The organism is Streptomyces sp. NPDC028298 (genome assembly GCF_055565895.1).
Genome location: NZ_JBVHTL010000008.1, coordinates 313,525 through 340,480, shown reverse-complemented (window position 1 = coordinate 340,480; position 26,956 = coordinate 313,525). Strand labels below are relative to the sequence as shown.

27 protein-coding genes and 1 riboswitch are annotated in these 26,956 nt (G+C 71.3%); of the genes, 11 read left to right on the top strand and 16 right to left on the bottom strand.

What is annotated here, in order from left to right; all coding sequences use genetic code 11:
- Positions 1-98: 98 nt before the first annotated feature.
- From ACZ4TO_RS32120 to ACZ4TO_RS32105, 4 genes are all read right to left on the bottom strand, one after another.
- A complete protein-coding gene (locus tag ACZ4TO_RS32120) occupies positions 99-1,007 on the bottom strand; it encodes a TauD/TfdA dioxygenase family protein (RefSeq protein WP_382778735.1) in 909 nt (302 codons plus the stop codon).
- 68 nt (positions 1,008-1,075) lie between these two features.
- Entirely contained in the window at positions 1,076-2,050 is a 975-nt protein-coding gene (locus ACZ4TO_RS32115; protein ID WP_382778734.1) for a quinone oxidoreductase family protein, read from the bottom strand.
- A 329-nt stretch (positions 2,051-2,379) separates the two neighbouring features.
- Positions 2,380-3,432 (bottom strand): beta-keto acid cleavage family enzyme, encoded by a 1,053-nt coding sequence (locus tag ACZ4TO_RS32110; RefSeq protein WP_382778733.1) that lies wholly within the window; start codon positions 3,430-3,432, stop codon positions 2,380-2,382.
- Positions 3,433-3,839: 407 nt separating this feature from the next.
- Positions 3,840-4,841 (bottom strand): AraC family transcriptional regulator, encoded by a 1,002-nt coding sequence (locus ACZ4TO_RS32105; RefSeq protein ID WP_468026088.1) that lies wholly within the window; start codon positions 4,839-4,841, stop codon positions 3,840-3,842.
- 156 nt (positions 4,842-4,997) lie between these two features.
- Here ACZ4TO_RS32105 and ACZ4TO_RS32100 point away from each other — a divergent pair, with 156 nt between their 5' ends.
- The gene (locus tag ACZ4TO_RS32100; RefSeq protein ID WP_468026087.1) at positions 4,998-6,206 is read left to right on the top strand and encodes a TauD/TfdA family dioxygenase; all 1,209 of its coding nucleotides are present in this window, start codon (positions 4,998-5,000) and stop codon (positions 6,204-6,206) included.
- A complete protein-coding gene (locus tag ACZ4TO_RS32095; RefSeq protein ID WP_468026086.1) occupies positions 6,203-7,696 on the top strand; it encodes a long-chain-fatty-acid--CoA ligase in 1,494 nt (497 codons plus the stop codon). Before ACZ4TO_RS32100 ends, ACZ4TO_RS32095 begins: the two co-directional genes overlap by 4 nt.
- A gap of 129 nt (positions 7,697-7,825) precedes the next feature.
- On the opposite strand, the gene ACZ4TO_RS32090 is transcribed toward ACZ4TO_RS32095, so the two are convergent.
- The 8 genes from ACZ4TO_RS32090 to sigK form a co-directional block, all read right to left on the bottom strand.
- Entirely contained in the window at positions 7,826-9,436 is a 1,611-nt protein-coding gene (locus tag ACZ4TO_RS32090) for a sodium/solute symporter (RefSeq protein WP_468026085.1), read from the bottom strand.
- Entirely contained in the window at positions 9,433-9,870 is a 438-nt protein-coding gene (locus ACZ4TO_RS32085) for a DUF485 domain-containing protein (protein ID WP_468026084.1), read from the bottom strand. Before ACZ4TO_RS32085 ends, ACZ4TO_RS32090 begins: the two co-directional genes overlap by 4 nt.
- Positions 9,871-10,159: 289 nt before the next feature.
- Complete coding sequence (locus ACZ4TO_RS32080) at positions 10,160-10,747, bottom strand: hypothetical protein (protein ID WP_451076268.1); 588 nt, start codon at positions 10,745-10,747, stop codon at positions 10,160-10,162.
- A 377-nt stretch (positions 10,748-11,124) separates the two neighbouring features.
- Positions 11,125-11,616 carry a peptidylprolyl isomerase gene (locus ACZ4TO_RS32075; RefSeq protein WP_468026083.1) on the bottom strand — a complete coding sequence of 164 codons (492 nt, stop codon included), beginning with the start codon at positions 11,614-11,616 and terminating at the stop codon, positions 11,125-11,127.
- A gap of 290 nt (positions 11,617-11,906) precedes the next feature.
- Positions 11,907-13,424, bottom strand: coding sequence for a glycerol kinase GlpK (gene glpK, locus ACZ4TO_RS32070; RefSeq protein ID WP_382778725.1), 1,518 nt, complete (start codon positions 13,422-13,424; stop codon positions 11,907-11,909).
- Positions 13,425-13,448: 24 nt separating this feature from the next.
- On the bottom strand, positions 13,449-14,294 hold the full coding sequence (locus ACZ4TO_RS32065) for an MIP/aquaporin family protein (protein WP_382778724.1): 846 nt from the start codon (positions 14,292-14,294) through the stop codon (positions 13,449-13,451).
- Between the two features lie 246 nt (positions 14,295-14,540).
- On the bottom strand, positions 14,541-15,275 hold the full coding sequence (locus ACZ4TO_RS32060; RefSeq protein WP_468026082.1) for an anti-sigma factor: 735 nt from the start codon (positions 15,273-15,275) through the stop codon (positions 14,541-14,543).
- Positions 15,272-15,874: an ECF RNA polymerase sigma factor SigK gene (gene sigK / locus ACZ4TO_RS32055; RefSeq protein ID WP_468026081.1), complete on the bottom strand. Its 603-nt coding sequence runs from the start codon at positions 15,872-15,874 to the stop codon at positions 15,272-15,274. The genes ACZ4TO_RS32060 and sigK overlap by 4 nt, the downstream gene beginning before the upstream one ends.
- Before the next feature lie 362 nt (positions 15,875-16,236).
- On the opposite strand from sigK, the gene ACZ4TO_RS32050 reads away from it, so the two are divergent.
- The 5 genes from ACZ4TO_RS32050 (at position 16,237) to ACZ4TO_RS32030 (ending at position 20,071) form a co-directional block, all read left to right on the top strand.
- Positions 16,237-16,593: a hypothetical protein gene (locus ACZ4TO_RS32050; protein WP_382778721.1), complete on the top strand. Its 357-nt coding sequence runs from the start codon at positions 16,237-16,239 to the stop codon at positions 16,591-16,593.
- A 153-nt stretch (positions 16,594-16,746) separates the two neighbouring features.
- Positions 16,747-17,106 (top strand): DUF6204 family protein, encoded by a 360-nt coding sequence (locus tag ACZ4TO_RS32045; protein WP_385044879.1) that lies wholly within the window; start codon positions 16,747-16,749, stop codon positions 17,104-17,106.
- An 83-nt stretch (positions 17,107-17,189) separates the two neighbouring features.
- Complete coding sequence (locus ACZ4TO_RS32040) at positions 17,190-17,633, top strand: MarR family winged helix-turn-helix transcriptional regulator (RefSeq protein WP_385044882.1); 444 nt, start codon at positions 17,190-17,192, stop codon at positions 17,631-17,633.
- Between the two features lie 349 nt (positions 17,634-17,982).
- A complete protein-coding gene (locus ACZ4TO_RS32035) occupies positions 17,983-18,741 on the top strand; it encodes an IclR family transcriptional regulator (RefSeq protein WP_385044885.1) in 759 nt (252 codons plus the stop codon).
- A 91-nt stretch (positions 18,742-18,832) separates the two neighbouring features.
- Positions 18,833-20,071 (top strand): PP2C family protein-serine/threonine phosphatase, encoded by a 1,239-nt coding sequence (locus ACZ4TO_RS32030; protein WP_382778717.1) that lies wholly within the window; start codon positions 18,833-18,835, stop codon positions 20,069-20,071.
- Between the two features lie 15 nt (positions 20,072-20,086).
- Here ACZ4TO_RS32030 and ACZ4TO_RS32025 read toward each other — a convergent pair whose 3' ends face one another.
- Positions 20,087-21,052 (bottom strand): expansin EXLX1 family cellulose-binding protein, encoded by a 966-nt coding sequence (locus ACZ4TO_RS32025; protein WP_468026080.1) that lies wholly within the window; start codon positions 21,050-21,052, stop codon positions 20,087-20,089.
- Between the two features lie 38 nt (positions 21,053-21,090).
- Positions 21,091-22,386 (bottom strand): acyltransferase family protein, encoded by a 1,296-nt coding sequence (locus tag ACZ4TO_RS32020; protein ID WP_468026079.1) that lies wholly within the window; start codon positions 22,384-22,386, stop codon positions 21,091-21,093.
- A 201-nt stretch (positions 22,387-22,587) separates the two neighbouring features.
- On the opposite strand from ACZ4TO_RS32020, the gene ACZ4TO_RS32015 reads away from it, so the two are divergent.
- Positions 22,588-22,878 (top strand): hypothetical protein, encoded by a 291-nt coding sequence (locus tag ACZ4TO_RS32015; RefSeq protein WP_468026078.1) that lies wholly within the window; start codon positions 22,588-22,590, stop codon positions 22,876-22,878.
- Positions 22,879-23,030: 152 nt separating this feature from the next.
- Here ACZ4TO_RS32015 and ACZ4TO_RS32010 read toward each other — a convergent pair whose 3' ends face one another.
- Entirely contained in the window at positions 23,031-23,822 is a 792-nt protein-coding gene (locus ACZ4TO_RS32010; RefSeq protein WP_468026077.1) for a glutathione S-transferase C-terminal domain-containing protein, read from the bottom strand.
- Positions 23,823-23,934: 112 nt separating this feature from the next.
- Positions 23,935-24,000, bottom strand: coding sequence for a putative leader peptide (locus ACZ4TO_RS32005; protein WP_355773383.1), 66 nt, complete (start codon positions 23,998-24,000; stop codon positions 23,935-23,937).
- A 36-nt stretch (positions 24,001-24,036) separates the two neighbouring features.
- Positions 24,037-24,182, bottom strand: a riboswitch (SAM riboswitch).
- A gap of 157 nt (positions 24,183-24,339) precedes the next feature.
- On the opposite strand from ACZ4TO_RS32005, the gene ACZ4TO_RS32000 reads away from it, so the two are divergent.
- The 3 genes from ACZ4TO_RS32000 to ACZ4TO_RS31990 all read left to right on the top strand — a co-directional run bounded on the left by ACZ4TO_RS32000 (position 24,340) and on the right by ACZ4TO_RS31990 (position 26,814).
- A complete protein-coding gene (locus ACZ4TO_RS32000) occupies positions 24,340-24,474 on the top strand; it encodes a hypothetical protein (protein ID WP_382778712.1) in 135 nt (44 codons plus the stop codon).
- A gap of 418 nt (positions 24,475-24,892) precedes the next feature.
- Positions 24,893-25,897: an amino acid ABC transporter permease gene (locus tag ACZ4TO_RS31995; protein ID WP_382778711.1), complete on the top strand. Its 1,005-nt coding sequence runs from the start codon at positions 24,893-24,895 to the stop codon at positions 25,895-25,897.
- A 152-nt stretch (positions 25,898-26,049) separates the two neighbouring features.
- Positions 26,050-26,814, top strand: a complete 765-nt coding sequence (locus ACZ4TO_RS31990; protein WP_468026149.1) for an amino acid ABC transporter ATP-binding protein — start codon at positions 26,050-26,052, stop codon at positions 26,812-26,814.
- Positions 26,815-26,956: the final 142 nt, after the last annotated feature.

The window sequence follows — 26,956 nt, the reverse complement described above, 5'->3', positions numbered from 1 at the left end:
GGGACGGACGATACGGCCGGGTCCGTCCCGGGGATGGCGCCAGCAGTGGTGTGCAACTCCATTGTCATCACCTCACGCGCTGTGGGAAAAGGGAGGGGTCAGAACGGTCTGTCGCCGACGATTCCCGCGCGCTCCATGCGGCGGACGGCGGGCCAGTAGTCCTGTACGGCGTAGTGCTGGGTGGAGCGGTTGTCCCAGATGGCGACGCTGTTCGGGGTCCAGCGCCAGCGCACCTGGTACTCCGGGATCGCGGCCTGTGCGATCAGGTAGTTGAGCAGGAGGCTCGCGCCGGGCGCGAAGTCCTGTCCGAACCGCACGTTCCCGGGCGTGTGGTAGTTGACGAAGTGCGTGGTGAACGCGTTGACGAAGAGGATCTCCTCGCCGGTCTCCGGGTGGACGCGGACGACGGGGTGCTCCGCGTCCGGGAACTGCGCCTTGAGGGCCTGCCGCTTCTCCTGCGGCATGACGGCGCCGAACGTGGCCTCGATGCTGTGCCGGGCGCGCAGCCCCCGGATCTTGGTGCGGATCTCCTCGGGCAGCCGACGGTAGGCCTCGGCCATGTTGACCCAGATCGTGTCGCCGCCGACGGGGGGACCCTCGACACACCTCAGTACGGCACCCATGGCCGGGTTCTCGCGCCACGTGCCGTCGGTGTGCAGGGCGTTCTCGTAGTGCTCGGCGGGACTGTCCAGGTCCTTGTAGATCCGCACCAGGCCGGGGTGCTCGGGGTCGCTGCCGGCCACCGGGTGGTCCTCCAGCGCGCCGAATCGCTCGGCGAACGCGACGTGTTCGGCGCGGGTGAAGTCCTGGTCGCGCAGGAACAGCACCTTGTACTGGAGCAGCAGGGCCTTGATCTCGGCGAACAGGTCGTCGTCGCGGGCGGCGTCGCCGAGGTTCACGCCGGACAGTTCCGCGCCGATCGAGCAGGTCAGCGGTTCGACCCGGATCGAGCCGCGGTGGTGGGCGCGGACCGGTGCGCCCTCGGGCGGAGCGAGTGTGTGTTCCATGGTGCTTCCTCCTGGAGGCGGTGAAGTGCCGGGAAACGGGGTGGAGTCGGCGGCGCGGACGCCGGTGGTCAGAGGACGAGGACCGACGATCCGGTGGTCCGGCCGGCCTCCAGGTCACGGTGCGCCTGGGCGGCGTCCTCGAGGGCGTAGCGCTGGTTCACCCGGATGCGGATGCGCCCGGAGGTGACGTGCTCGAAGAGTTCACCGGCGAGTTCGGCCCGCTCCGCGGGGTCCGCGATGTAGTCGGCGAGGGCCGGGCGGGTGACGAACAGGGAACCCTGGACGGCGAGTTGCATGGCGTCGATGGGCGGGACGGGGCCGGATGCGGTGCCGAAGCAGACGAGCAGGCCGCGCCGTCGCAGCGAGGCGAGCGAGGAGGCGTACGAGGTCCTGCCGACGCTGTCGAAGACCACCGGGACCCCGGCGCCGTCGGTGAGTTCACGCACCCGCTCGGCCACGTTCTCGCGCTGATGGTGGATGACGTGGTCGCAGCCGTGCGCCCTTGCCAGTTCGGCCTTCTCCTCGGTGGACACCGTGCCGATGACGTTCAGGCCGAGCAGCTTGGCCCACTGGCAGACGATGAGGCCGACGCCGCCCGCCGCGGCCGTGAGCAGGATCGAGTCACCCGCCGTGAGGGGGTGGATCCTGCGGAGCAGGTACGCGGAGGTCAGACCGCGCATGGTCATCGCCGCGGCGGTCTCGAAGCCGATGCCGTCCGGCAGCCGGATCAGAGAGCCGACGGGCATGACACGTTCGGTGCTGTAGGCGCCGAGCGGACTTCCGGTGTACGTGACCCGGTCGCCCTCCGTGAACCCGACGACGCCGGCGCCGACCGCCTCGACCACGCCCGCCGCCTCGACGCCGAGCCCGGCGGGCAGCGGCGCGGGGTAGAGCCCGGTGCGGAAGTAGGTGTCGGCGAAGTTGAGTCCGACGGCGTGGTGGCGGATCCGGACCTCGCCGGGGCCGGGGTCGCCGACGACGACCTCCTCCCAGCGCAGGACCTCGGGACCGCCGGTCTCCTTGAATCGAATGGCGTGGGCCACGGGGGCGCTCCGTTGTTCGTGTCGGTTGGTGGTCGGGGGGAGGAGGAGGGGACCGCCGGAACCGGGGGGTCTGGCCCCGGCGGCCCCGTGGCGTGGTGACCGCGGCCACGGTGGGGCCGTCGCCTACAGCCGGACCGTCGTCCACGGGCGGGGAGTTGCCCACGGGCGGGCCGTCGCCCACGGGCGGATCGTCGCCCATGGGGCGGACCGTCGGGCCGGCCGGTGCGGCTGCCGGGCGGGGCGCCCTGGAGTCCGTCCCCGCGGGCGGGCGGCCGTCACGGCCGGGCCGTGTCCCAGGTGCGGTTCTGGCGTGGCGGGCAGCGGTGGGGTCAGGCGTCGCGCAGCATGAAACCGCGCTGTCCCGGACGGCGGTTCGGCACCATCCCGAGCCGGGCGAGGGTCTCGTCGGTGCTCCCGTAGGTCTCGCCGATCTTGTAGATCTTCCTGGCCTCGGCGCCCGTCGCGATGTCACGGCCGAGCGCCTGGGAGATCTGCACCATCTGCTCGACCTGCTCGACGCTCGACATGCGCTCGCCCTTGCGCCGCCACAGGTTGTCCTCGTTGCCCACCCGGACGTGCACGCCGAGCGCGATGCCGATCGCGTTCATGGGCGCCACGGCACGCATGGAGCTCTCGATGGTGAGGACGGCGCCGTCGGGGACGCGACGGACGAACTCGATGAGGTCGGCGGGGTGACGGCCGGCGAAACCGCCGCCGATCGCCACGTAGTTGAGGACCAGCGGGCCGGTGTGGACGCCGGAACGGATGAGCCGCTCGACGGTCTCGAGCTGGGCCAGCGTGGCGAGCTGGAAGTGCGGCTGGATACCGCTCTCGCCCAGCCGCTTGAGGTGCTCCAGGTAGAAGTCCGGGCCGGCCTCCAGGTACATGTCCCGGTAGGCCTTGTAGTAGTCGGGCTTGGCGATCGAGGTGCCTTCCAGATCGTCGTCGGTCATGATCTCGACGATGTTCATCTGGCTGGTGTTGATCGCGATGGTGACCTGGTCAGGCTTCGGGTCCAGGTCGGCGAGCATGTGACGGCTGTCGAAGTCGAGCCACTTGGCCTCGGAGCCCTCGCCCTCGGGGGCGAAGGAGATCGACCCGCCGATCTGCAGGACCATGTCCGGCACGGCCTCGCGCAGCCGTCCGATCAGCTCGTTGAACATGGACAGGCGCTTGGAGCCCTTGCCGTCGAGCTCGCGGACGTGGATGTGGAGAACGGTGGCACCGGCGTTGTAGCAGTCGACGGCCGCCTGCACGTGCTCGTCCATCGTCAGGGGAAGGTCGTCGGCGTCGCCGGGAAGCCATTCGGGCCCGTAGGGGGCGGCCTGGATGACGAGTTTTTCCTGGTTCTCGGGGAAGAGCGAGTCGTCGTGGAAATGCACGGTCCGTCTCCTTCGTCGGATCGGTGATCACTCGCCGGGGGCATCGCCGCGTGCTGCGCGGGCCTGGGACGTCCGGCGGGGATCGATGCGGGTGACCGGTGACAGCGGGCGCGAGGCGGCCCGCCGCGATCGGCCGGTCCGGAGGGGGTCCGGGGGAGTGGTTCGGCTCCCTCCGACGGCCGACCGCGTCGTGCTGTGCGGTGGTGCAAAGGTAGGGCCGAGCCCAGAGGCGTGCTTGCCGTCAGGGGACAGATGATTTGTCATTTGGGGACATCCGCGGTGCGGAACGCCGCCGGGGCGGCCCACGGTCGAGCCGCGCGCCCCATCCGTCCCACCGGTCCCGGCCGCGCAGTTGCCGTGACGCGTCCGCGAAGTCGCCCCGGGCAGGGGTGACTTCGCGGAGCGTCCTACGGAGTCCTGCTCCCCCGCCACGCTCGCGGGCTGCACCCGAACTGCTCGCGAAACCACCGCGAGAACCCGCTCAGCGACGAGAACCCCAGCAGGTCGGAGATCTCGGTCAGCGACCGCCGGGGGTTCGCCACGAACTGCTCCGCGAGATGGCGTCGGGTGACGTTGAGGAGCGAGGAGAACGTCTCGCCCGACGCGGCGAGATGACGGTGCACGGTGCGCCGGTCGACACCGAGGCTGCGCGCGACCTGCTCGATCGAGCAGCGCCCGGTCGGCAGCAGGACCTCGATCAGTTCGCGCACCCGGTCCGCGGCGCTGGTGTCCTTCGGCACGGCGATGGCGTCGAAGTACTGACGGGCGTACTCGCGCATCAGCGGGTCCGCCATCGCGTTGGGGGCGTCCAGGTCGTCCGCGTAGAAGACGATCCCGTCGATCTCGCGGTCGAACTGGACGATGGGCCCGAACGCGTGCCGGTGCGCCGAGGTGTCGGCCGGCGCGGAGTGCCGGAACCACACCGACAGTGGCTGCCAGCGGGCGTGCAGGAAGTCGCTCAGGATGCGGTGGAAGGCGGCGACGGCCAGCTCCGTCGCCTGCCGGGACTCCATCGCCTCGCCGAGGCGCAGGTCCACCTTCAGCGTGGCCAGTCCGTCGCCCTCGGACAGCCGGGCGTGCAGCACCTCGTTGTACATGTACTGATGGCGGATCAGCATTTCCAGCGCGCTGCGCACGTCCGGTTCCTCGCGGACCACGAGGCTGATGGGACCGAGCGTGGAGAAGCGGCGGAACTCCGCCAGCCGCACCCCGAAGTCCTCGTGGCCCGACTCGGCCGCCGACAGCTCCAGCACCTGGACGGCGGCCGTGCCCGAGATCCACCGGTCCTGGACGGTGAGGGCGGCGGTGTCCAGCCCCACCCGCTTCAGCAGCGCCTGCGGATCGATGTCCAGGGAGCGGCACAGCTCGACATAGCCGCTCAGGGCGGCGGTGCGGACCAGCGGTCTCATGGGCGCACTCCAGATGTCCCGAAAAGCCAAGTCTCCTGTCCCGCCATGACAAGCGCGGCGGTGGTCGAGGAACCTAGCATGACGCCGTTCACCTGCCGGGCCGCTCATGGGGGGCCGCTCACCGGCAGGTGAACGCCCGACGGATTGGAGGCGAACATGACAGGACCGACGGGCCCGGACCGGACACCGTCCCGCTCCGGCACGGACCCGGACCGGACACCGTCCCGCTCCGGCACAGATGCGGACCGGATACCGTCCCGCCCGGGCACGGACCCGGACCAGACGCCGTCCCCGCCCACGCCGTTCTCGGGCCCCGCGGTGTGGAGGGGCCCCGGACTCACGGACCCCGAGCGGTGGCGGACCCGCCTGTCGGAGAGCGGGCTCGCCGAGATCGAAGCCGCCCTGCGCGAGACCCGCCGACGCGACCTCACCCTGCTCCGGCTGACAGCCGGCGACTTCCCGCTCCCCGGCCTCGGCCCCGATCTGGCCCGCCTCTCCGGTGAACTCGAACACGGACGCGGCTTCGCGGTCGTCCGCGGCCTCCCGGTCGACCGGCTCGGCGAGAAGGCCGCGAGCACCGTGTTCTGGGGGATCGGCCGGCACCTGGGGCACCCCGTGCCGCAGAACGCCGACGGACTCGTCCTCGGGCACGTCGGGGACACCGGACACGTCGGGGACCCCGGACCCGGCCGGAGCGACCCCGCCGCTCGCGGTCACGAGACCCCGGCGGTCCTGCCCGAGCGCGGGGCGGCATCGCCCTTCCACACCGACCCCACCGATCTCCTCGCCCTGCTGGCACTGCGCACGCCCCGCGCCGGCGGACGCGTCTCCCTCGTCAGCTCGGCCGCCGTCCACAACGCCGTACTGGACCGGCGCCCCGACCTCGCCGGGCGCCTGTACGGCACGTACCACTTCGACCGCCGCGGGGAACACGCCCCCGGTGAGCCGCCCTGCACGGCCGTACCGCTGTTCTCCCGTCGCGACGGCGCACCTAGCATGCGGTACGACCGACGCTGTCTCGAATCGGCCCAGCGCTTCCCCCAGGTGCCCCGCTTGGCGCCGGCGGACCGGGAGCTCTTCGACCTCGTCGACTCCGTGGCCGGCTCCCCCGAGTACCGTCTCGACCTCGACCTGCGGGCCGGGGACCTGCTGCTGCTCAACACCCACCGGGTGATGCACGCCCCTACCGCGTTCGAGGATCATGGACCGCCGGAGCACCGAGGCCACCTGCTGAGGCTCTGGCTGGCCTTCCCGCCGGGATCGGGCAGCCAGGACCCACATCCCTGGGTCACACTTCGCGATGTGATCCGACCGCGCGGCACCGCCGCGACCCGCGCGACGAACGCAAGGAGATCCACGGCATGACCAACCTCGTCACCCTTCTGGCCGCCACCGTCGCGGCCCACGGCGGGAGCGTCGCCGTCCGCCACGACGACCACACGCTCACCTACGCCGAGCTCGACGACGCGAGCGCGCGGGTGGCCGCGCTGTTGCGCGACCGCGGCGTCCGGCCGGGCGACCGCGTCGCGCTGACCATGCCCAACGTCCCGCTGTTCCCCGTCCTCTACTACGGCATCCTGCGCGCCGGCGGAGTCGTCGTCCCGATGAACCCGCTGCTCAAGGCGCGCGAGGTCGCCTTCACCCTGCGCGACTGCGGAGCGCGCGTCGCGCTGGTGTTCCCGCTGTTCGCCGACGAGGTCACGAAGGCCGCCGCCGAGACGGGCACCGACTGCCTGGTGACGGACCCCGAGATTTTCGACGCCCTGCTGCGCGGCCACGAGCCGTCGCGCGACACCCCGGACCGGGCAGACGACGACGCCGCCCTCATCCTCTACACCTCCGGCACCACCGGAACGCCCAAGGGCGCCGAACTGTCCCACCGGAACCTGGCGAGCAACACCCTCACCACGGCCGAGACCCTCCTCCAGGTCGGACCGGACGACGTGCTCTTCGGCGGCCTGCCCCTCTTCCACGCCTTCGGCCAGACCTGCGCGCTCAACGTGGCCGTCGCGACCGGGGCCACGCTGACCCTGCTGCCCCGGTTCGACCCGCGCGGCGCCCTCGAGGTCATCGCCCGGGACAAGGTCACCGTCTTCCTCGGCGTGCCGACGATGTACGCGGCGCTGCTGCACGCCGAACTCCCCGACGGCTTCGACGCCGGGCTGGTGCGGCTGGCCGTCTCCGGCGGGGCCGCGCTCCCGGTCGAGGTCCTGCACGGATTCGAGAAGCGCTTCGGCGCGGCGGTCCTGGAGGGCTACGGGCTGTCCGAGACGTCACCGGTCGCCGCGTTCAACCACCCGGACCGTCCGCGCAAGGCGGGCTCGATCGGCGTGCCCATCCGCGGGGTCGAGATGCGGCTCGTCACCGAGGAGGGGGGCACGGCGGCACCCGGAGAGGTGGGCGAGATCGCCATCCGCGGCGAGAACGTCATGACCGGGTACTGGAACCGCCCGGACGCCACCGCGGACGCGGTCCGCGACGGCTGGTTCCACAGTGGTGACCTCGCCCGCGTCGACGAGGACGGTTTCTACTTCATCGTCGACCGCAAGAAGGACATGATCATCCGCGGCGGCTACAACGTCTACCCGCGCGAGATCGAGGAGGTGCTGTACGAGCACCCCGCCGTCGCCGAGGCCGCCGTCGTGGGCGTGCCGCACCCCCTGCACGGCGAGGAGGTCGCGGCCGTGGTCACGCTCAGGCCCGGCGTCGCGGCCACGCCCGAGGAGATCCGCGCGCACGCCAAGGAGCGGGTCGCGGCGTACAAGTACCCGCGCCTCGTGACGATCGCGGCCGAACTGCCCAAGGGGCCCACCGGCAAGATCCTCAAGCGGGAGATCGTGGTCGACGGCTCCTGAACCGAGGACGGCACGGGTCGGACAGAGGGCGACTCCCCGGTGAGGGTGGCGGCGATCCCGCGGCTCTCACCGCTCCCGCCGCCGCGATCCGCGGCTCTTAACCGGTCCCTCGGCCGCGGCCCGTGACCCTCACCGGTCCCTCGGCCGCGGCCCCGCGAGGATCAGGCTCTCGACACTCTCGTACACCCCGCGTTCGCGGTCCGCCGCGCGGCGTCCGGACAGCATGCTGCCGAGCCAGCCGAACAGGAAGCCGAGCGGGATGGACACCAGTCCCGTTGTGGTGAACGGGAACCAGTTGAAGTCGGCGGCGGGGAACGCGGACGTCGGGGAGCCGGACACCAGTCGGGTGCCCGGCATCAGCACCAGGACGGCGAGCGTGCCGCCGATGAGCGTGCTCAGCAGACCGGCGCGGGTGTAGCGGCGCCAGAAGAGGCTGTAGACCAGGGCGGGGGCGATCGCCGAGGCGCCCACGCAGAAGGACATCGTGGCCAGCGGCTGAAGGCTCCGGTTCTGGACGAGGACCGCCAGCGCGATCACCGGCGCGCCGGAGACGAGGGCCGAGCCCCGGGCGAAGGCCGTCTCCCGCTGGGACGACATGGCGGTGCCGCCGCCCGCGAAGACGTCGTGGGCGAGCGAGTTGGCGCAGGCGAGGGTCATGCCGGCGACCGAGGCGAGCAGGGTGAGGAAGATGGCCGTGGTCACCGTGGTCAGCACCAGGGTCTCGGCCCGGGACACCACGGGGCCGAACGCGGCACGTGCGCCCAGCAGATAGGCGGTGTGCCCGCGCGGGTCGGCGGCGGTGACGCCGGACCGGCCGATCATCGCCGTCGCGCCGATCGCGACGACGCCCGCCACGAGCATGAACAACGCCACCGAGGACACCGCCCAGGACATCGAACGCCGCACCTGGCGGGCGCTGTTGGCGGTGAACATGCGCATGGTCACGTGCGGCAGACAGGCACCGCCCAGCACGATGGCGAACTGGGTGCTGATCATGTCGAGGCGAGGATGCGGACCTCCCGCGAACTGGAGTCCGCCGTGCAGGAACGCGTCCGGTGAGCCGCTGCGGTGCGCCGCCGTGGTGAACAACGCCCCCGGGTTCCAGTGGAATTGGCCGAGGATCAGCACCGCGACGGTGATTCCGGAACCGAGAAGCACGACCATCTTCAGAAGCTGGATCAGCGCGGTGCCCCGCATGCCGCCGATGGCCGCGTAGGTGATCATCAGGGTGCCGACGCCCACGATGCAGCCCGTCTTCATCGAACTGTCCGTGAAACCGAGGATGAACGCCAACAACTGTCCTGTACTGGCGAGTTGGACGAGCATCATCGGTACGAGAGCCGCGATCGTGACCGCGCACCCCGTGATCCGTACGGCCCGGCCCGGCATCCTGCGGGCCAGCACGTCGCCCATGGTGAACGTGCCCGTGTTCCGCAGGGGTTCGGCGAGCAGGAACATCAGCACGAGCAGCGAGAGGAGGGTGCTCAGGGCCAGGACGACCCCGTCGAAACCGCACAGGGCGATCACACCGCCGATGGTCAGGACGGTCGCCGCGGAGATGTAGTCGCCCGCGATGGCGAGCCCGTTGCGCAACGGGGAGAGCGAGCGGTATCCGGTGTAGAACTCGGCGAGGTCGTCGCTGTCGGGGCCGGTGAGGACGCACAGCAGCAGCGTGACGGTGACGGCGATGGAGAAGGCGACGAGGGACCAGGACTGCGTGGAGCCGGCGAGGCCGCTCACCGCTTCCGCCCCTGCTCGCCGCTCGCCCACGGGACACTCCGGTTCACACGGTGTGCGAGTGGGTCGACGAAGCGGCGGGCGGTGCGTTCGTAGACGAGCACGGCGAGCCAGGTCGCGGGGATCTGGCAGAGGGCGATGACGAGGCCGGCCGAGAGACCGCCGGCGACGGGACGGTCCATCAGGCGGGGGTATCCGGCGCAGAGCCCGAGGAAGAGGGTGAAGCAGCCGAGCACCGCGAACGTGGTCACGCGCCGCTGGCGGCGGTAGGCGCGCCGCAGGATGCGCAGATCGCGGTGGTGCCCGGTCCAGGCGTGGGGTGCTGCCCCGCCGCGTAAGGGTTCCGCCGCGGCCGGGTCGGGGACGTGCGGGGCGAAGGAGTTGTGGTGTCCCCGCGGCGGTCGCGCGGGCCTCGGGGCTGATCTGTCGTACGACATGCCGGCCTCCTGGTGGGGTGCGGGCCCGGCGTGCACGGGCCGCGGGACAGTGGGGGGAACGGCTCGGGTCCTCGCACGCTATGCGGCCGGTCGGCCCGTGCGAAGGGCTTTCCTTCAACTACCTGGTCGGAACGTGTACAGGCCGCTGACCTCGCCTGTTGCCGAAGAAACCGCTGTTGCGCACGAGCTCGGAGTGAGGCCTGTGGTCGGGGCGAAGCGGACGCGGGCCGGTCCGGGCGGGCCCGGGAGACGGATCCGTACGGGCTCGGGAGGAGGGCTTGGTACGGGCTCAGGACGAGGGTTCGTACGGGCTCCAGGAGCCGTCGCCCAGTTCGTTCAGCGGGGTTCCGTGCGCCCAGTGCCGCAGGCACGAACCGTCGATCAGACGGACACCGCCCTGGCGTCGTGCCCACCGCACGTCACGCCGGGTGAAGGCCCCGCGGTGCACCACGAGCCGCAGCGGCGGGGCCGGACCGCCCGGACGCCCCGAACGCGAGGGCGCCTCCTCGTCCGGCAGCGGCTCGGCCACGGGCCGGAAGGCGACCTCCAGCCGGTGACCCTGACGGTCCCGGGCGCGGACACGGACGCGGTCCTCGGTTCCGCGCGGCGGGAGCACGCGCCAGCCGTCCCGGCGCAGCATCCGCGAGACGGCCAGGGCCAGGCCCTGGGTGTCCAGCTCCGCGAGTTCCTCGGGTGTGTAGATGCCGTGGCGCCGGCGGGCCGTCGGCCGGTGCCGCCGCACCGCGGCGGGGGTCACGACGGCCAGGACGGCCAGAGCGGCGACGGGCACGCCGATCCCGGCCACGCGGTAGCCGAAGGCGAGTCCCGCCACGACCGCGCACAAGGTGACGACGACCCCCGCGAGAGCGGGCAGCACGTCGCGAAGGACGGGCCCGTAGGCCCCTTCCGCACGCAGTCGGCGGACGGCTCCGCGCCGCTGCGCGCGTGCTGACAAGCATTTACCCGGTGTCCGCCCCCACCAACTCACTCGGGCCAGCTCCCCCCAACCCCCACACGCTTCGGCGTGCTCGGGGAGGGCTACCCCTCGCGGGCGGGCCGGTCCCCTGGAGTACGGGATCCGGCCACGAATCCGGCTGAACCCTTTCGAGGCGCCGCTGCGCGTGGGGCACGATCGGTTCCGGGGGCCGCGGGGTCCTGTGCGGCGGGCCGCCCGGAGGGAGCGGTGGGTACGTCACCCGCCGCTCCCTCCGGCACGTGCCCGCGGGACGGACCCGGACGGGGCTGCCGGACCGCTCAGACGGTGCCGCTCTTGGAGACGACGATCTTCTTGGAAGTGGCACCGGAACCGCTGCCCAGCGCCTCGATCGCCTTCACGACGTCCATGCCCTCGACGACCTCGCCGAAGACGACGTGCTTGCCGTCCAGCCAGCCGGTGACGATCGTGGTGATGAAGAACTGCGAGCCGTTGGTGTTCGGGCCCGCGTTGGCCATCGACAGCAGACCCGGCTTGGTGTGCTTGAGCTTGAAGTTCTCATCGGCGAACTTCTCGCCGTAGATGCTCTTGCCACCCGTGCCGTTCTGCTGGGTGAAGTCGCCGCCCTGGAGCATGAAGTCCGGGATCACGCGATGGAACGGCGAGCCCTCGTAACCGAAACCGTGTTGGCCGGTGGCGAGCTCACGGAAGTTCTGCGCGGTCTTCGGGACGACGTCGTCGTAGAGCTTGAACTCGATGCGGCCCAGCGGCTCGCCGTCGGCCGTGACCTCGAAGAAGACGTTTTCGCTCATTGCTCTGCTCCTCATGGATGCGAAGGTTCGCCCCCGAGCATAGAGAAGACGAGGTGGTGGACGCGTGACCGGGGGTGATCATTCGGCGTGTGGCCCCGGGGAACGCAACGCCGGGCCGCCGGTGGCGCGCGCACCGCGAAACGTCCCGGCCGCCGCGCCCTCGCGAGGGACCGGACGGGTTCGCGACCGCACACCCGGAACGCGCTCACGGCGGCGATCGGCCCCCGACACGACACGGGTCGGGAGCCGAACGGAGCGCCGTCGGTCACCGGGACGACCGGCGCGAGCGGCTATTCCACCTTCGCCCAGTCGAGCGTGCGCTCCACCGCCCTCTTCCAGTCCGCGTACCCCTGTTGCCGCCGGTCCTCGGACCACTGCGGCTCCCAGCGCTTGGACTCCTGCCAGTGGGTGCGCAGTTCGTCGGTGTCGCGCCAGAACCCGGTGGCCAGACCCGCCGCGTACGAGGCGCCGAGCGCGGTGGTCTCGGCGACGACGGGACGGCTGACGGGCACGCCGAGGACGTCGGCCTGGATCTGCATGCACAGGTCGTTGGCGGTCACACCGCCGTCGACCTTGAGGACGTCGAGATGGACGCCGGAGTCCTGTTCCATCGCCTCGACGACGTCGCGGCTCTGGTAACAGATGGCCTCCAGCGTCGCCCGGGCCAGGTGGGCGTTGCTGTTGTACCGGGCGAGTCCGACGATCGCGCCGCGTGCGTCGGAACGCCAGTACGGGGCGAACAGCCCGGAGAACGCGGGCACGAAGTACATCCCGCCGTTGTCCTCCACCGTACGGGCCAGGGTCTCGCTCTCGGCCGCGTCCTTGATGACCTTCATCTGGTCGCGCAGCCACTGAACCGCGGACCCGGTGACCGCGATGGAGCCCTCCAGCGCGTACACGGCGGGTTCGCCGCCGAACCGGTAGGCCACGGTGGTCAGCAGGCCGTGCTGTGAACGGACCAGTTCCGTACCGGTGTTGAGGACCAGGAAGTTGCCGGTGCCGTACGTGTTCTTGGCCTCGCCGGGCGCGTAGCAGACCTGTCCGACGGTGGCGGCCTGCTGGTCGCCGAGCACCCCGGTGATGGGGATGGCGGCGCGCAGGGGCCTGGAGGTGCGTGCCGTGCCGTACGCTTCACGGTCGGACGAGGGGTTGATGCTGGGCAGCATGGCCCTCGGCACGCCGAAGAAGCCCAGGAGTTCGTCGTCCCAGTCGAGGGTTTCGAGGTCCATGAGCATGGTGCGGCTGGCGTTGGTCACGTCGGTGGCGTGGACGCCGCCGTCCGGGCCGCCGGTCAGGTTCCACAGGACCCAGGCGTCGGTGTTGCCGAACAGGGCGTGCCCCTGCTCCGCCGCCTCGCGGACCCCGTCGACGTTCTCCAGGATCCACTGGATCTTGCCGCCCGAGAAGTACGTCGCCGGTGGCAGCCCCGCCTTGCGGCGGATGACGTCGCCCCGCCCGTCACGCTCCAGGGCCGCGGCGATGGAATCGGTGCGGGTGTCCTGCCAGACGATGGCGTTGTAGTACGGCCGGCCGTTGCGCGGGTCCCACACGACCGTGGTCTCCCGCTGGTTGGTGATGCCGATGGCCGCGAGGTCCTCGGCGCTCAGGTTCTTGTGCCGCAACGCGTTCTGGATCACCGAGTTGGTGCGTTCCCAGATCTCCACCGGGTCGTGTTCGACCCATCCGGAGCGCGGAAGGATCTGGGCGTGTTCCATCTGGTGCTTCGCCACCTCGTTGCCCGCGTGGTCGAAGATCATGAATCGGGTGCTGGTGGTCCCCTGGTCCACCGCGCCCACGAAGTCAGCCATGGGATGCCGCCTTTGCAGGGTGTGTCAGTCCTTGGGGGCCGGGATGCGTCCGGGGGGTTCGGGCTCCGCGGTCGGCAGGAACCGGCCGATGAAGAGCTTGTAGACGGCTGCGCCGAGCACGCCTCCGATCAGCGGACCGATGATCGGCACCCAGAAGTAGAAGTTGCCGTACTGATCTCGCCAGGCCCCTCCGTATCCCGTGAGGAAGCTGGCCAGACGCGGTCCGAAGTCACGTGCCGGGTTGATCGCGTAGCCGGCGAGGGTGCCCCATGCCATGCCGATGCCCACGACCAGCAGACCGATGATGAACGGTCCGAGGTTCGCGCCGGGCGGGGTGTTGAGCAGGTCGGTGACCGCGAAGATCACCAGGAGCAGGATGGCCGTGCCGATGATCTGGTCGCGGAACGCGCCCCATTCGTGGACCGGCAGGTTCGGGTTGCCGTTGGCGGGCAGTGTGGAGAACACGCCCTGGGTCTTGATGGTGTGGCCGGGGTCGGCCTTCGCGAGTGCCTCCGTGTAGTTCCAGCGCACGATCAGCGCGGCCACGAACGCGCCGAGGGTCTGGGCCAGGACGTAGGGGGCCACCTTGCGCCACGGGAAGCCCTTGAACGTCGCCAGCGCGACGGTGACCGCGGGGTTGAGGTGGGCGCCGCTCAGCCGTGCCGCGACGTAGACGCCCATGGTGACGCCGATGCCCCAGGCCCACGCGATGCTGTCGTGGTTGCCGAGGCCGCCCGGCGGCGTCGTGAGTGCACCGCCGGCGACCACCTGGGCCACCACGCCACACCCGAACAGGATGAGAATCATCGTGCCGAGGAACTCACCGGACACCTCGCCGATGATCCCCGACATCTTGAACCGCTCAGTCATGGAAGCCCGCTTCCCGCCGGTCCAGGACCGGCCGTCGACCGCCGCCCGAGCCCTCCCTCACATCAGCATAGGATGATCAAGGATGAATTGCATCAATACTTAACTATCCCGTTTTGATGCGTCATATCCGGTAACTCTCAAGTTTGATGCGGTTCGCGGGGATCGGTGCCCGCGCTCTTCGGCGTGGGCTCGGGAGGCGCTGTTCGATGCGGGCCGGGGAGCCTTCGTCGTAGTGGGCTCGGGGCATCAGGCCGGCACCGTGACGATGCCGAGCGGCTCGCTCGTGGGCTGCCGTGATCCACCCGCCGGTTCGGCCGTGATGCCCACGGCGCTGACATCCTTCAGGGAGCCGTGGAGCAGACGCGCCTGCCCGCCGCCGGAGCCCGTGAGCAGGCCCGCCGGGCGAAGGTCACCGGAACCGGCGGCGTACCAGAGTTCGTAGACCTGGTCGTTCCCGAGGCGGGGCAGGTCCGAGGCGATGAAGGCCGCCCGGCCCTGGGAACGGGAGGCGACGACGCTGACGTCGGCCCCGTTGTCCAGCCGCTGCGTGCTGATCTTCGCGTCCGGGGCCGTGAGGACGTCGGAGAGGGCGGTGGCCCGCGCCTCACCGGCGGCGACTTCCGCCCGTGCGTCCTCGGCCTGGCCGTGCTGCCAGACGGCGGTTCCGCCGAGCGCGGCCGCCAGGGCCAGGCACGCCGCCAGCGCCCATCGCGCGGCCCGCCGGCGAACCGGAAGGGCGCGGGGAAGACGCTCCTGGCGCGTGTGGGCGATCCGATCGAGGACGTTGTGGCGCAGTTCGGGGGACGGCGTCGCGTCCTGGGCCGACGCGAGGCGCACGGTGACCTCGGACAGCTCCGCCACCTCGTCCCGGCACGCGGCGCAGCCGGCGAGGTGGTTCTCGAACGAGGCCTCCTCGGCCGCGGGCAGGGCGTGCAGGACGTACGCCCCGACGAGCTGATGCGGGTCGTCGGCGGGGGTCATCGGCCGGCCTCCAGACATCTGCGCAGCAGCCTCAGGCCGGAGCGCATCCTGGACTTCACGGTGCCCGCCGGGGTGGCCAGGCAGGCGGCCACCTCCAGATAGGTCATGCCCTGGTAGTAGGCCAGCACCAGCGGTACGCGCTGATGCCGTTCCAGGTCGGCGAGACAACGGTGTACGCGATCGTGCTCCTCGTGCCGCTCCACGGCCTCGGCCACCTCGTCGAAGGGGCGGTCCTCCGCGAGCAGGGCGCTGCGCCGCTCGCGTTCCGAACGGGCCTGGACCTGCCGGACCCGGTCGACGGCCCGCCGGTGCGCGAGGGTCAGGACCCAGCCCCGGGCGGTGCCGAGTTCGGGGCGGTAGCGGTCCGCGGTCCGCCAGATCTCCACCATCACGTCCTGTGCCACCTCCTCGGCCTGGGCCTCGTCCCGCAGGACGCGGCAGATCAGGCCTTTGACCGGCCGCGCGAGGGTGTCGTACACCTCCGCGAACGCGTCCTGGTCGCCCTGTGCGGCGCGTTCGAGCCGTGCGTCCAGCCACACCTCCGCCGACGGGTGCCGTCGCGAACCCTGTCCGTCCCGGCCGGTCTTGGCATCGCTCACAGAATCCGTCCGTCGCTTCCTGCTCGCCCGGCCCGTCCGTCGTGTTCGGCAGGCGCGGGGCCGGTGCGGTCGAGGGCAGGTCCCGCGAAGTGGGGGCCTCGTCACCGTGTATTCGTAGCCACCCGGCGCGTGGATGAGCCGAAGGGCCCGTACGTTCCCGACGGCCGGCCGTGGCCGACCCCTGTCGAAAACTCGTACCGAAAACACACCCAGGTCTATCCTCATACATACCTTTCGTCGCTCCGAATACCTTATGTCCCGCGCAACGAGGGCCTGGAAACGTCCCGTCAGCTTCGGCGCGAACACCACGGACACCGGCCCCCGTTGCGTACGTCCATCACATTGCGAGGGAGGTGAGTCCGATGACCGCACGCATCAGTCCCCGGCGGCTGCTCGCCGGTGCGGCCGCCACGGCGCTGCTGGCCGGAGGGGCCGCCCTGGGTACGTCCGGTGCCGCCGCCGCCAGTCCGGCGCCGCCGCCCGCACCGTCGGCGACGGCCCCCGACCATCACGGTCACCACGACCGCTGCGAGTGGAAGAAGGGCCACTGGGAGAAGAAGTGGGTGCCCGGACACTGGGTCAAGAAGTGGGTCCACCACGACTCCTGGCACCACGGTCACCACACTCATGGCTGGGTGAAGAAGTGGGTCTACGTTCCCGGTCACTGGGACAAGGTGTGGGTCAAGGCCCACTGGGACTGCCGGCACCACGTCCACTGAGCGTCCCCGTAGCTGCGTGAGGACCGGGTGCGGTCACCCCCGCGCCCGGTCCGCTCGTCGCCGTGATCCGATCCGGGCGCGCCCCGGGTGCCGACCGAGTGACTGACGGAAACGCGGTGGAACAGGGCCGATCCCGTTGGTTAGGCTCGTCCGATGACCACACGCACCTTCCGTGTCACCGTTCGCGGTGTCTTCGACGGACTCAGCGCCGACCAGCGTGCCGAACTTCTGGCACACGCCCCGGAACACGACGTCCTGAGGGCGGCCTTCACCCAAGAGGGGCACCTCAGCTACGACCTGGCCGCCCGCCCGGCCTTCACCTTCCGCTACCTGGACTCGGGAGAGGCGGAGGAGGACATCCTGGAGGCCGTCGAACGGGCCGAGGCCGCCGCGACGGCCTGGCTCACCGAGCGCGGCTACGGCTTCAAGCGGCTCAAGTCCCAGGCCGAGGATCTCTCCCAGGCGCCCCTCGGCAAGCGACAGCGGCGGGCCATCGCCCAGAACACCCCCTGACCTCTCGAAGACCAAGGGGATCTCATGCTTCATAGATGCTTGAGTAGTCAAGGACCTATCAAAGAGATGTCAAGGAGATGCCGATGAGTGGAGGGCTGGACGCGGTGCTGCGTCTGGTGCGGGCGCAGGCCGCCCTGGTGAAGCGGTTCGACGCGAGCCTCGGCGGACTGCACGGGGTGAGCCTGGCCGACTTCACGATGCTCCTGCGCCTGTCCGAGGCGCCGGGTGACCGCATGCGCCGGGTGGACCTGGCGGAGGCGCTGGGACTGACCGCCTCCGGCGTCACCCGCGGACTCGTACCGCTGGAGCGCATCGGCCTGGTCCGACGGGACCCGGACGCCCGGGACGCGCGGGTGGCCTACGCGGCCCTGACCGAGACCGGCCGGGAGCGTCTGGCGGAGATGCTCGTGACCGCCGAACGGGTCGCCGAGGAGGTGTTCGCCGAGCCGGCGTGGACCAAGGAGGACACGACACGCCTCGCCGGCCTCCTTGCCCGCCTCGGCGGCACCGGGTTCCCCGCCTCCTGAGCCGGCCGGTCCCGGGCGGCGCCCTGCGGGCGTTCTGCCCGGGACCGGCGTTCCGCTGGGCTCGGACGCCGCGGGCACCTTGCCCGGGCCGGGCGGCGGCCGGGTGCGCCGGCCGCACCACGCCCGGGACGGGTGTCCTGCGGGGGCGCGCCGGCCCACGCGGTTCGCCTTCGTCCTCCGTCCCGTCGGTGCGGTGGTGCCATCCCGGTGCACCCCGCCCGGGACGCCGCGGGATCCTGGTGGCCGGGGGTGACGGGACGCGTCGTACGCCGTCACGCGATGGGGTGCGGATCGGGTGGGTTACGGGTGACGCCTTGCCTGTCTCGTGGGCGCGGCGCACGCTGGGGGCATGGGAGCTCGCGACGGGCCCACGCTCATCACCTCCGTTCAGCGGGCCTTCCGCCTGCTGGAGGCGGTGAGCGCGCACGAGAACGGCGCGCCCGCCAAACAGCTCGCACGCGAGACCGAGCTGCCCCTCGCCACCGCGTACCACCTGCTCAGGACCCTCGTCCACGACGGTTACATCCGCAAACTCGACGACGGCGGATTCATCCTCGGCGACAAGATGCAGACACTGCGGACCCAGGGCCGCGGACAGGCGCTGCTCAGCCGGGTGCGCCCCACGCTCGCCGCTCTGCGTGACGAACTCGCCTCGGCCGCCTACCTCACCTTCTACGAGGAGGGCGAGATCAGGGTCGCCGAGATCGTCGACGGGCCGCGAGCACCCCGGGTCGATCTGTGGGTCGGGTTCGAGGACGCCGGACACGCCACCGCGCTGGGCAAGTCCGTCCTGCGCGAGATGGACGAGGAGTCCCGCAACGACTACCTCGCCCGCCACGCCCTCCCCGACCTCACCCCGCGGACCATCACCAGCAGGCGGGAACTGCTGCGCCATCTGGCCTCGTCGCCGGTGGCCCCGGCCGTCACCGACCTGGAGGAGTACGCTCTGGGCACGGTCTGTGTCGCCGTCCCCGTCTACAGCGGGGACACGCTCGGCTCGCTGGGTGTCTCACTCCCCGCCGAGCGGCTGTCCCGGCTGAACGACGTCCTCACCCGGCTGATCCCGACCGCGAACCGGGTGACTAGGAGCCTGTCGCTCACTATTTGAAATCCCCGCGCTTGTGGATCAGGTCTCGAACGTCTTTCCTAGACCAACCGGACATTTCAGGGATGAACCCAGGTGAGGACTGCGGACGAGCATGAGTCAGGCCCGAGAGCACGGTAGCGAGCACTGGCCGAAACGGACGTTCGGGAACCGAGGCGTCGGTTCCGGAGCGGCGGCCCGCAAGCGCGCCGCCCACCTCGCCTTCGGCACCCCGGTGCTGCCTTTACTGGTCGTCGGAGCCATCGTGCTCATCGACCTGGCCGGCGGAGCCGGGGTGATCTGGCTGCCCCTGCTGGCCGCCGGACCCGCGCTGGCGGCCACCACCAGCCGACCGCTCGGAGTTCTGTGCGTCGGCTTCCTGGCGGCGGTGCTGAGCGCTCTGCTCGGTACCCGCGACGGTGTCCCGGGTGCCGAGATCCTCGCCGTCCTGTCCGCCCTGGCGGCCGTCACCGGGGCGAGCGCCCTGGCAAGCGCGCTGCGCTGGCGCCGGGAACGGGTCCTCGCCGCCGTCCGCTCCGTCGCGGAGGCCGCCCAGCACGCTCTGCTCGCCCCCATACCCTCGAGCGTCGGCCCCTTCCAGGTCGCCGTCCGCTACAGCGCCGCTGCGGCCGAGGCCCGGATCGGCGGGGACCTCTACGCCCTGGTGCCGACGCCGTACGGGGTCCGCATGATCATCGGTGATGTCCGGGGCAAGGGTCTGCCGGCCGTGGGCACCGCCGCGCTCGTCCTCGGCATCTTCCGCGAGGCCGCCTACGACGAGCCCGACCTTCTCACCGTCGTGGCCCGGATCGAACGGAGTCTGGCGCGCAACCTCGGATACGACGACTTCGTGACCGCCGTGGTCGCCGGGTACCCGGAACCGGACCGGCTGGAGGTCGTCAACTGCGGACACGCGCCCCCGCTGCACGTCAGCGCGTCCGGGAAGGTCGTGTCGGTGGACCCCGTGAACCCCGCTCCGCCGCTCGGACTGCGGGCCCTGACGGGGGAGATCCCGAGCCTCCAGGTGCTGCCCCTGGCCGACGGCGATCAGCTCCTGCTGTACACGGACGGGGTCACCGAGGCCCGCGACCACGGCCGGGAGTTCTACGCCCTCGCCGAAGGACTGGCCCGCCACGTGTCCGACGAGCCGGCGTCCACGCTCGCCGCGCTCGACGCCGAGCTCCAGGCCCATGTGGGCGGTCGGCTGCACGACGACGCGGCCCTGCTCCTGCTGCGCAAGCCGGCACCCGTCGAGTCGGCACCCGTGGTCGCCGCGGGTGGTGGCTCGGTCACCGTTCCCTCCCCGCCGGGGCCGCCCGCCACGGGTGTGCGCTGCGGAAGGAGCGCGGAGTAGCCGGCCCGGACGGGGTCAGTGGCGCGCGAACTGGAGCCGGGTCGTCTGCACGGCGTCGGGGCGCAGCGCGATGCCGTCGACGGTCAGGCGTTCACCGTAGATGTCGGTGATCCGGACCGCGCCACCGCAGCCGCCGCCGTCCTCGGCGAGGAAGTAGTTGTACTCGGTGCGAGGAAGCGGCCGCCACGCACCGCCGGAGCGGAGTTCGAGGCGGGCCACCGGATTGCGGTGGCCGATCACCTGGAGCGCGCACCAGTAGCGGCTGGACCCGGTCTTGTAGCGCAGGGCGAGTGTGCCCGAGTCGGCGGGGCTCAGCAGCTTCCAGGTGATCGGGATCCGGCCGGCCACCGGGTTCGCGAGCCGGGCGAACGCCTGGGTGCTGAGGTCGAGCTGGCCGGGGGCGCAGCCCGTCGGGCACTCGTTGGTGATCCGGACGGTGACGCTCGCGCCGCCGGCGGCCCGCACCAGCAGATAGGCCCCGCACGCCTTGGACGTCTCGTAGTCGGTGTGGTTCATCGCCGCGGTCATGACGTCGTCCGTCGGACCGTACGAGCAGGCGCCGTCGCCGCTTCCGGCGTCGTACATGGTCGCCACACCCTGGTGGGCGACGCCCGGACGGATCCGTCCCGCCTGTGAAGCGGTCGCCGTCGTGGTGCGGGAGGTGTTCGCGGCCGAGGGCCGCGCCGACGCGGTGGACGGGCGTGCCGTCGCGGTCGGGGAGGCGGCAGGGCTGGGCGACCGGGTCGCCGCGGGTGACGTCGAGGCGGCCGAAGGAGTCCGGCCCGGAGTCGCGGTACCGCGGGAACCGGCGACCGCCGGGCCCGCGCCGTCTCCCGTGGCGGCCTGATGGCCGGGCCGGAAGGCCACGACCAGACAGACCAGGGCACCGACCGCGACCAGGGCGACGACGGCGATCGGGGTGAGGGCCCTCGGCGACGGCCGACGTCCGCGCCGTCGCGCGGCCTGCCTCGTTTCCTTCATGGGCGTCCGTTCCGAGGATCGAGCCGATGGTGTCCTCGTCAGTCGCCGCCGGAAGCGAAAAGGTTGCCGCCCGTTCCCTCGGCGAGGCGGCGGATCCGTTCCCGGCCCCGGGCCTGACCCGGCACCTCGACGAAGCGGTGGGTCAGCGCGCACAACGGCAGCAGCACGGCGAGGAACACCGCTTCGAGGACGAGACTGTCGTGGCGGCACCGCCCGATCACGCCGTCGCTCACCGCCAGCAGGACGGGATGCACCAGGTACACCGAGTAGCTGACCGTCCCCAGCCAGGTCAGCGCGCGAGGAAACCTTGTGCCGCGCAGCGCGAGGGCGGCACCGAAGGTGAGCACGGCGAGCAGGAAGGCCGTGATCCAGCCGCGCCGTGCGAACGTGGCGGTGTCGCCGTGCTGGTACGCGCTCCCCGCCGCGCAGACCACCACCACGAGGGCCGTGCGGGCCGCGCGCGGCCAGGTGCTCTCCCCGCTCTCCGCCCGCCGGACGGCGGTGCCGAGGAACATCACGGCCAGGATCACGAGGCCTTCCCAGAGCGGAACGGTGCCGTTGAAGGGCACCAGCACCAGCGCGAGCACACCTCCCGCCACGGCCCCCGTCACCCGCAGTTCGTACCTGCCGGAGCTCCCGCAGAGGACGGCGAACACCAGCGCCGCGGAGGCGAGCGCGACCAGCGGCCCCGTGCCGACGGCCAAGGACAGTGCGGACGCCGGTGGCACGAACGCCACCGTCGCGCTCACGGCGGCGAGCACGCCCAGGACCACCGAGACGGTCCCCGAGCGCGGGTGGAGCCGGACCGTGAACAGGGCGACGACCAGCAGGTAGAACGCCAGCTCGTACGACAGCGTCCACAGGACGAGGACGACACTCGGCGTCCCCAGCAGTTCCTGGAGCAGGGTGGCGTGCGCGACGGCGACCGTGAGGGGGTTCCGCCCCTCGAAGCGAGCGCCGAGACGCGTGAAGCCCAGGAGGTTCAGCACCAGTGCCGAGCCCACCACAACGGCCCACAGCGGGTAGACGCGGTGGGCCCGCCCGATCCAGAAGCTCCTGACGCAGCCCCGGCGCTCGAGCGAGGCGGGGATGACGTAACCGCTCACCAGGAAGAACAGCATGACCCCGTACCGGCCGACGTTCAGCTCGGGCATCACCCGTTCCCGGAACTCCGGCATGAAGGAGTACGAGGAATGGTCGACCGCCACGAGAAGCGCGGCGATCCCCCGCAGGGCGTCCAGCCGGCCCAGCCGCGGGGACCCGGTGGATCCGGGTGCCGCGGGTGGACGCGGTACCGGTGAAGGCGGCGGGAGAAGGTGGGGTGCGTGTTTCATGGAGACGCCTGCCTGGACCGGGTCCTGTGGGCCGTGGAGTCCACATCGAAGTGCGGACCCCTGACGGCGCGAGTCGGGACACGCCCTGAGGAGACGGTTTTCGCCAGGATCGCCTATTTTCGGCGGAGGTGCCTGTGTGCGAGCCGGTCACGCATCGGAGCACCGGTCGCTCCGCGTACTGGGAATGCGTCGTTCCCGGGGATGGGACAGAGTGATGGCATGGGCCACCTGTGGATGACGTGGTCGCTCGAAGGCGTCGGATCGGCGGGCCAGAACGTCCCCGACGTGGAAGCGGCCTGCCGTTCTCTGGTCGGTTCCGTGGAGCGGTCCCGGCGTGCCTTCGAGACGCCTGAGCCGTGGGAGGAACTTCGCGCGTCGGCGCTGGTGCTCCAGGAACGGATCCTCGGTCCGGGGCGCGAGGTACTGGATCAGGGCCGGCGGTGGACCTCGACCGTGAACGGCGTCAGCATCCTGCTGGTTCCGCGCGAGTGACCGGTGTCGACGTGGCTTCGCGCCCTTGACCGGTGCCGGTCGTGGCTCGCGCGCGTGACCGGTGCGGACGCCGGGCCGATGGGCGCGGATCGGCGATCGCCGATCGTGAGGAGCCACCCACCTGCCCGGCACCCAGGCTTCCGTCGGAAGCGTCAGACCCCTGCCGTCAGTGGCACCACGTCCTGCGCGTGCCGGAAGGCCGGGTGATCGCCGAGACGGCGTACGTAGTCCAGCAGCCGGGGGCGGGCGCCGAGGGCGCGGGACCGGCCGAGACCGGTGAGCGCCGTCCACGCGTCCACGTCCGCCGCGGTGAGGGTGTCGCCCAACACGTAGGTGCGACCCGCGAGGTGGCAGTCCAGCAGGTCCAGGGCCGCCGCGAGCCCCGCAGGTTCGGCGGACGGGGTGACGTCGCGGTCCAGCAGATCCCGGAGCGCCTCGATGTCGGCGGCCAGCGACGGAGGGCGGAGCGAGGACGGGCATGTCGTGGTGTGACCGGAGAGCAGCCCGGCGAGATCGCGGAGGATGGCGGGCGGGTGGTTGCTGACGATGCGTCCGCTCCACCGGTCGCACAGCGCGGGCGCCGTGAGCGGCCCGTCGAAGTGGTGCTCGGTGGCCTCGTAGGCACGGCGCAGCGACGCGAAGGCCTCGGGTGTCCGCGCGGGGTCGGCCAGGAGTGTGGTGGCGACCGAGTCCCGCAGGCCGAGCAGCCCGAGCGTGATGGCGATGCGCAGCGAGAACGGACAACTCCGCGACAGATACAGCTCGTAGCGGTGCGGAGCCGGGTAGAAGCCCCCGGCGAGGCCCACGCCGATGCGGCTGTCGACACGGTGGGGGAGCGCGGCCGGCGTCGCCGCCGGCTTGAGCCGAAGGGCCGAGGGGAGCGAAATCTGGTCACAGGGGCGTGAGTTGGCAGTGCTGGACGTGCGCGAAGCTGTCTCGGGCATGACTCTCCCTGGGGGAAGACGGAAGCCACCGCCGCTTTGTGGGCGCGCGGGCAGCTTGATGCGGATTGACTGCGCTTGTCGCACCGGTCCGGATCGAACGGACCGGCCGCGATCAGTAAGCGCTGGAGACGCGCAGGAGGTCGATGTGCAGGCGCCTCGTCAAACCGCTCTTGGGCAATTCCCACCGTTCCCGGCTCAGGGCTCGCGAGACGCGAGACCACGCTTGCCCCGCCGCACCGGCGGGACCCGGTCGTCACCCGGGGCACCCCGTCGCGGTGGAAGGGTTGCCTGTCAGCGGGCCGGGGCCGATGACCACTGGAGCGGGGTGTACCCGTTCCGTGGGCGCTGACAATCGTGACCGTCCATGCCAGTCTCGGTGCGCCCTGTTGCGGCGTCAAGAAGGCCGTACGCACGGTCTCACCTGGTGGTCACCCGCATTGACATTGTTTTCGGGCCGGGCCTAACCTGCGGCGCACCACAGGATGCCTTTTCGGCCGGAGAAGAAATGGTGACGACGATGCACGGAGCTGACGGGACGGCCGCATGGCGGCGCCTCGGCCGCAACGTGCTCTGCGCCGACCGTGCCGTGGACCTGCTGCGTGTCAACAGCGCCCTGTGTACGGGCATGTGTCTGTCCCTCAGCCGAGGCTGACGGCCCCCTCCGGGGTCTCGACGGCCCCTCGCGCACGGCTCCTTCGAGCCCTCGGCGCTCATGTCTTCGGCGATCGGGAAACGACGGCCCGTCCGAATCCCCCGCGATCACGGACAGGGCGGTCCTCCGGGTCTTCGGCGCTCACGAGCTGAGGGGTTCCGTCGGGTCCTCGACGGCCACGAGCTGAGGATTCGCCGGCCTTCGACGGCCACGAGCTGAGATTCCGTCAGGTCCTCGACGGCCACGCGCCGATCCGCTCCATCGAGCCTTCGGCGACCACCGCTGTCGTGAAAACGCCCCTTCCCCGTCCAGCCCTCGTCCCACGTGGGCCGCGCGCATCGCCGTGTACCGAGCCGTCCCGCTCGGCGGTGCGCCGCCGCTCCGTGGTCCGGGGTGTCCGAATCCGCTGGAGTCCTCCATGAGTCAACCACCCGGCGCCGCCGTGTCCTTGGGATCGGCGCCGCCCGCCGAGGCGGTCCCCCGTCTCGACCTCCCCGGCGCGTCCGACCGTCCGGCGGCCCAGCGGGTCCTTCCGCTCCGGCGGCCCGGCCGCTGGATCGTCACGGCCGTCGTGCTCGTGCTCGTCGCCCAGATCGCCCACGGACTGGTGACCAACCCCTTCTACCAGTGGGATCGCTTCCAGTACTGGTTCCTGCGCCCGACCATTCTCGACGGCCTGCTCATCACCCTCGAAGTCGCCTTCTACAGTGCGCTTTTGGGGTTGCTCGGCGGCGTCCTGCTGGCCCTGGCCAGGCTCTCCCGGAGCCCGGTGCTGCGCGCGGTGAGCTGGGTCTACACCTGGCTGTTCCGGTCGGTGCCGCTGATCGTGGTCCTGCTCTTCCTCTACAACTTCAGCGCGCTGTACCAGACGGTGAGCGTCGGAGTGCCGTTCGGGCCGGCCTTCTTCACCTTCGACGAGTCCCGGCTGGCGACCGACATGGCCGTCGCCGTCGTCGGACTGAGCCTGAACGAGGCCGCGTACGCCTCCGAGGTGGTCCGCGGCGGCATCCTCTCCGTCGACCAGGGCCAGCACGAGGCCGCGTCGGCACTCGGTCTGCCGAGGCGGTACCAGTTCGCGAAAATCGTCTTTCCGCAGGCGCTGCGCTCCATCACCCCCAACTACGTCAACCAGTTGATCGGCCTGATCAAGGGCACCTCGCTGGTCTTCTACGTGTCCCTGCTGGACCTCTTCGGCTCCGTGCAGAGCATGGGCAGCACCTACCCCGGCGACATCGTGCCGCTGCTCCTCGTCGCCACCGCCTGGTACCTGATCCTCACCAGCGTGGTGTCCGTCATCCAGTTCTACGTCGAGCGGCACTACTCGCGGGGCGCCCTGCGCACCCTGCCGCCGACTCCGTTGCAGAAGGCGCGGAACGGTCTGCGCGACGTGCGGGCCCGGTTCCGGAGGGAGACGGCGATATGAGCGGCGAGACGAAGGTGACGACGGTGAGCACGCGGACGGCTCCGGTCGCGGACGTGGTGCCGACGGCGTCGGTGTCGGCGTCGGCGTCGGCGTCGGCGTCGGCCAAGGGGGCGGACACGGCTTCGGCGGGCGAGGTCGCCGGCGGGCTCCAGGTGGAGCCCGCCACCGTCGAGGTGCACGATGTGCACAAGTGGTACGGGGCCCAACGGGTTCTGGACGGCGTGGAGTTGACCGTGCGCCCCGGTGAGGTGACGGTCGTTCTCGGCCCGTCCGGCTCCGGCAAGTCCACCCTCCTGCGGGTGATCAACCACCTGGAGAAGCCCGAGGTCGGCCACGTCAGCCTGAACGGCGAGCTCATCGGCGTACGCAGGCACGGCGACCGTCTCAAGGAGCTGAGCGAGCGGGTCATCCTGGCCCAGCGCAGCCGGATCGGCTTCGTGTTCCAGAACTTCAACCTCTTCCCCCACCTGACCGTGCTCGACAACGTGGCCGCGGCGCCGGTGGCGACCGGGAAGCTGTCCAGGGCCGCGGCGCAGGAGCTCGCCCGCGACCTGCTCAGCCGGGTGGGCCTCGCCGACAAGGCCGGCGCCTACCCGCGGCAGTTGTCCGGCGGCCAGCAGCAGCGTGTGGCCATCGCCCGCGCCCTCGCCCTGCGTCCCGGAGTCATCCTCTTCGACGAACCCACCTCCGCGCTCGACCCCGAACTGGTCGGCGAAGTCCTCGCGGTCATCAAGGACCTGGCGCACAGCGGCACGACACTCGTCATCGTCACGCACGAGATCGGCTTCGCCCGCGAGATCGCCGACCGCGTGGTCTTCATGGACGGCGGACGCATCGTCGAACAGGGCCCGCCCGAGCAGGTGCTGGACCATCCGCGCGAAGCGCGCACCAGGGAGTTCCTCAGCAAGGTCCTCTGACCGCTTCGCACTTCACACCAGGAGACACCGCTCCACGGGGTGTCTCCCGCCCCACCGCCCCGACCCACAGCGGGGCGAGCCCCCCGATTCGGCGGCCCGCCGGGACCGTTCCCCCACATCTCTCATCGCACACTCGACAAGG

Bases quoted from the DNA above. Each gene is read 5' to 3' on its own strand.
- ACZ4TO_RS31995 (WP_382778711.1), top strand. From the start codon at position 24,893: ATGAGTCAACCACCCGGCGCCGCCGTGTCCTTGGGATCGGCGCCGCCC.
- ACZ4TO_RS32100 (WP_468026087.1), top strand. From the start codon at position 4,998: ATGACAGGACCGACGGGCCCGGACCGGACACCGTCCCGCTCCGGCACG.
- ACZ4TO_RS32000 (WP_382778712.1), top strand. From the start codon at position 24,340: ATGCACGGAGCTGACGGGACGGCCGCATGGCGGCGCCTCGGCCGCAAC.
- ACZ4TO_RS32105 (WP_468026088.1), bottom strand. From the start codon at position 4,841: ATGAGACCGCTGGTCCGCACCGCCGCCCTGAGCGGCTATGTCGAGCTG.
- ACZ4TO_RS32075 (WP_468026083.1), bottom strand. From the start codon at position 11,616: ATGAGCGAAAACGTCTTCTTCGAGGTCACGGCCGACGGCGAGCCGCTG.
- ACZ4TO_RS32045 (WP_385044879.1), top strand. From the start codon at position 16,747: ATGACCACACGCACCTTCCGTGTCACCGTTCGCGGTGTCTTCGACGGA.
- ACZ4TO_RS32095 (WP_468026086.1), top strand. From the start codon at position 6,203: ATGACCAACCTCGTCACCCTTCTGGCCGCCACCGTCGCGGCCCACGGC.
- ACZ4TO_RS32020 (WP_468026079.1), bottom strand. From the start codon at position 22,386: ATGAAACACGCACCCCACCTTCTCCCGCCGCCTTCACCGGTACCGCGT.
- ACZ4TO_RS32040 (WP_385044882.1), top strand. From the start codon at position 17,190: ATGAGTGGAGGGCTGGACGCGGTGCTGCGTCTGGTGCGGGCGCAGGCC.
- ACZ4TO_RS32120 (WP_382778735.1), bottom strand. From the start codon at position 1,007: ATGGAACACACACTCGCTCCGCCCGAGGGCGCACCGGTCCGCGCCCAC.
- ACZ4TO_RS32065 (WP_382778724.1), bottom strand. From the start codon at position 14,294: ATGACTGAGCGGTTCAAGATGTCGGGGATCATCGGCGAGGTGTCCGGT.
- ACZ4TO_RS32035 (WP_385044885.1), top strand. From the start codon at position 17,983: ATGGGAGCTCGCGACGGGCCCACGCTCATCACCTCCGTTCAGCGGGCC.
- ACZ4TO_RS32050 (WP_382778721.1), top strand. From the start codon at position 16,237: ATGACCGCACGCATCAGTCCCCGGCGGCTGCTCGCCGGTGCGGCCGCC.
- glpK (WP_382778725.1), bottom strand. From the start codon at position 13,424: ATGGCTGACTTCGTGGGCGCGGTGGACCAGGGGACCACCAGCACCCGA.
- ACZ4TO_RS32010 (WP_468026077.1), bottom strand. From the start codon at position 23,822: ATGCCCGAGACAGCTTCGCGCACGTCCAGCACTGCCAACTCACGCCCC.
- ACZ4TO_RS32030 (WP_382778717.1), top strand. From the start codon at position 18,833: ATGAGTCAGGCCCGAGAGCACGGTAGCGAGCACTGGCCGAAACGGACG.
- ACZ4TO_RS32025 (WP_468026080.1), bottom strand. From the start codon at position 21,052: ATGAAGGAAACGAGGCAGGCCGCGCGACGGCGCGGACGTCGGCCGTCG.
- ACZ4TO_RS32085 (WP_468026084.1), bottom strand. From the start codon at position 9,870: ATGTCGTACGACAGATCAGCCCCGAGGCCCGCGCGACCGCCGCGGGGA.
- ACZ4TO_RS32060 (WP_468026082.1), bottom strand. From the start codon at position 15,275: ATGACCCCCGCCGACGACCCGCATCAGCTCGTCGGGGCGTACGTCCTG.
- ACZ4TO_RS32015 (WP_468026078.1), top strand. From the start codon at position 22,588: ATGGGACAGAGTGATGGCATGGGCCACCTGTGGATGACGTGGTCGCTC.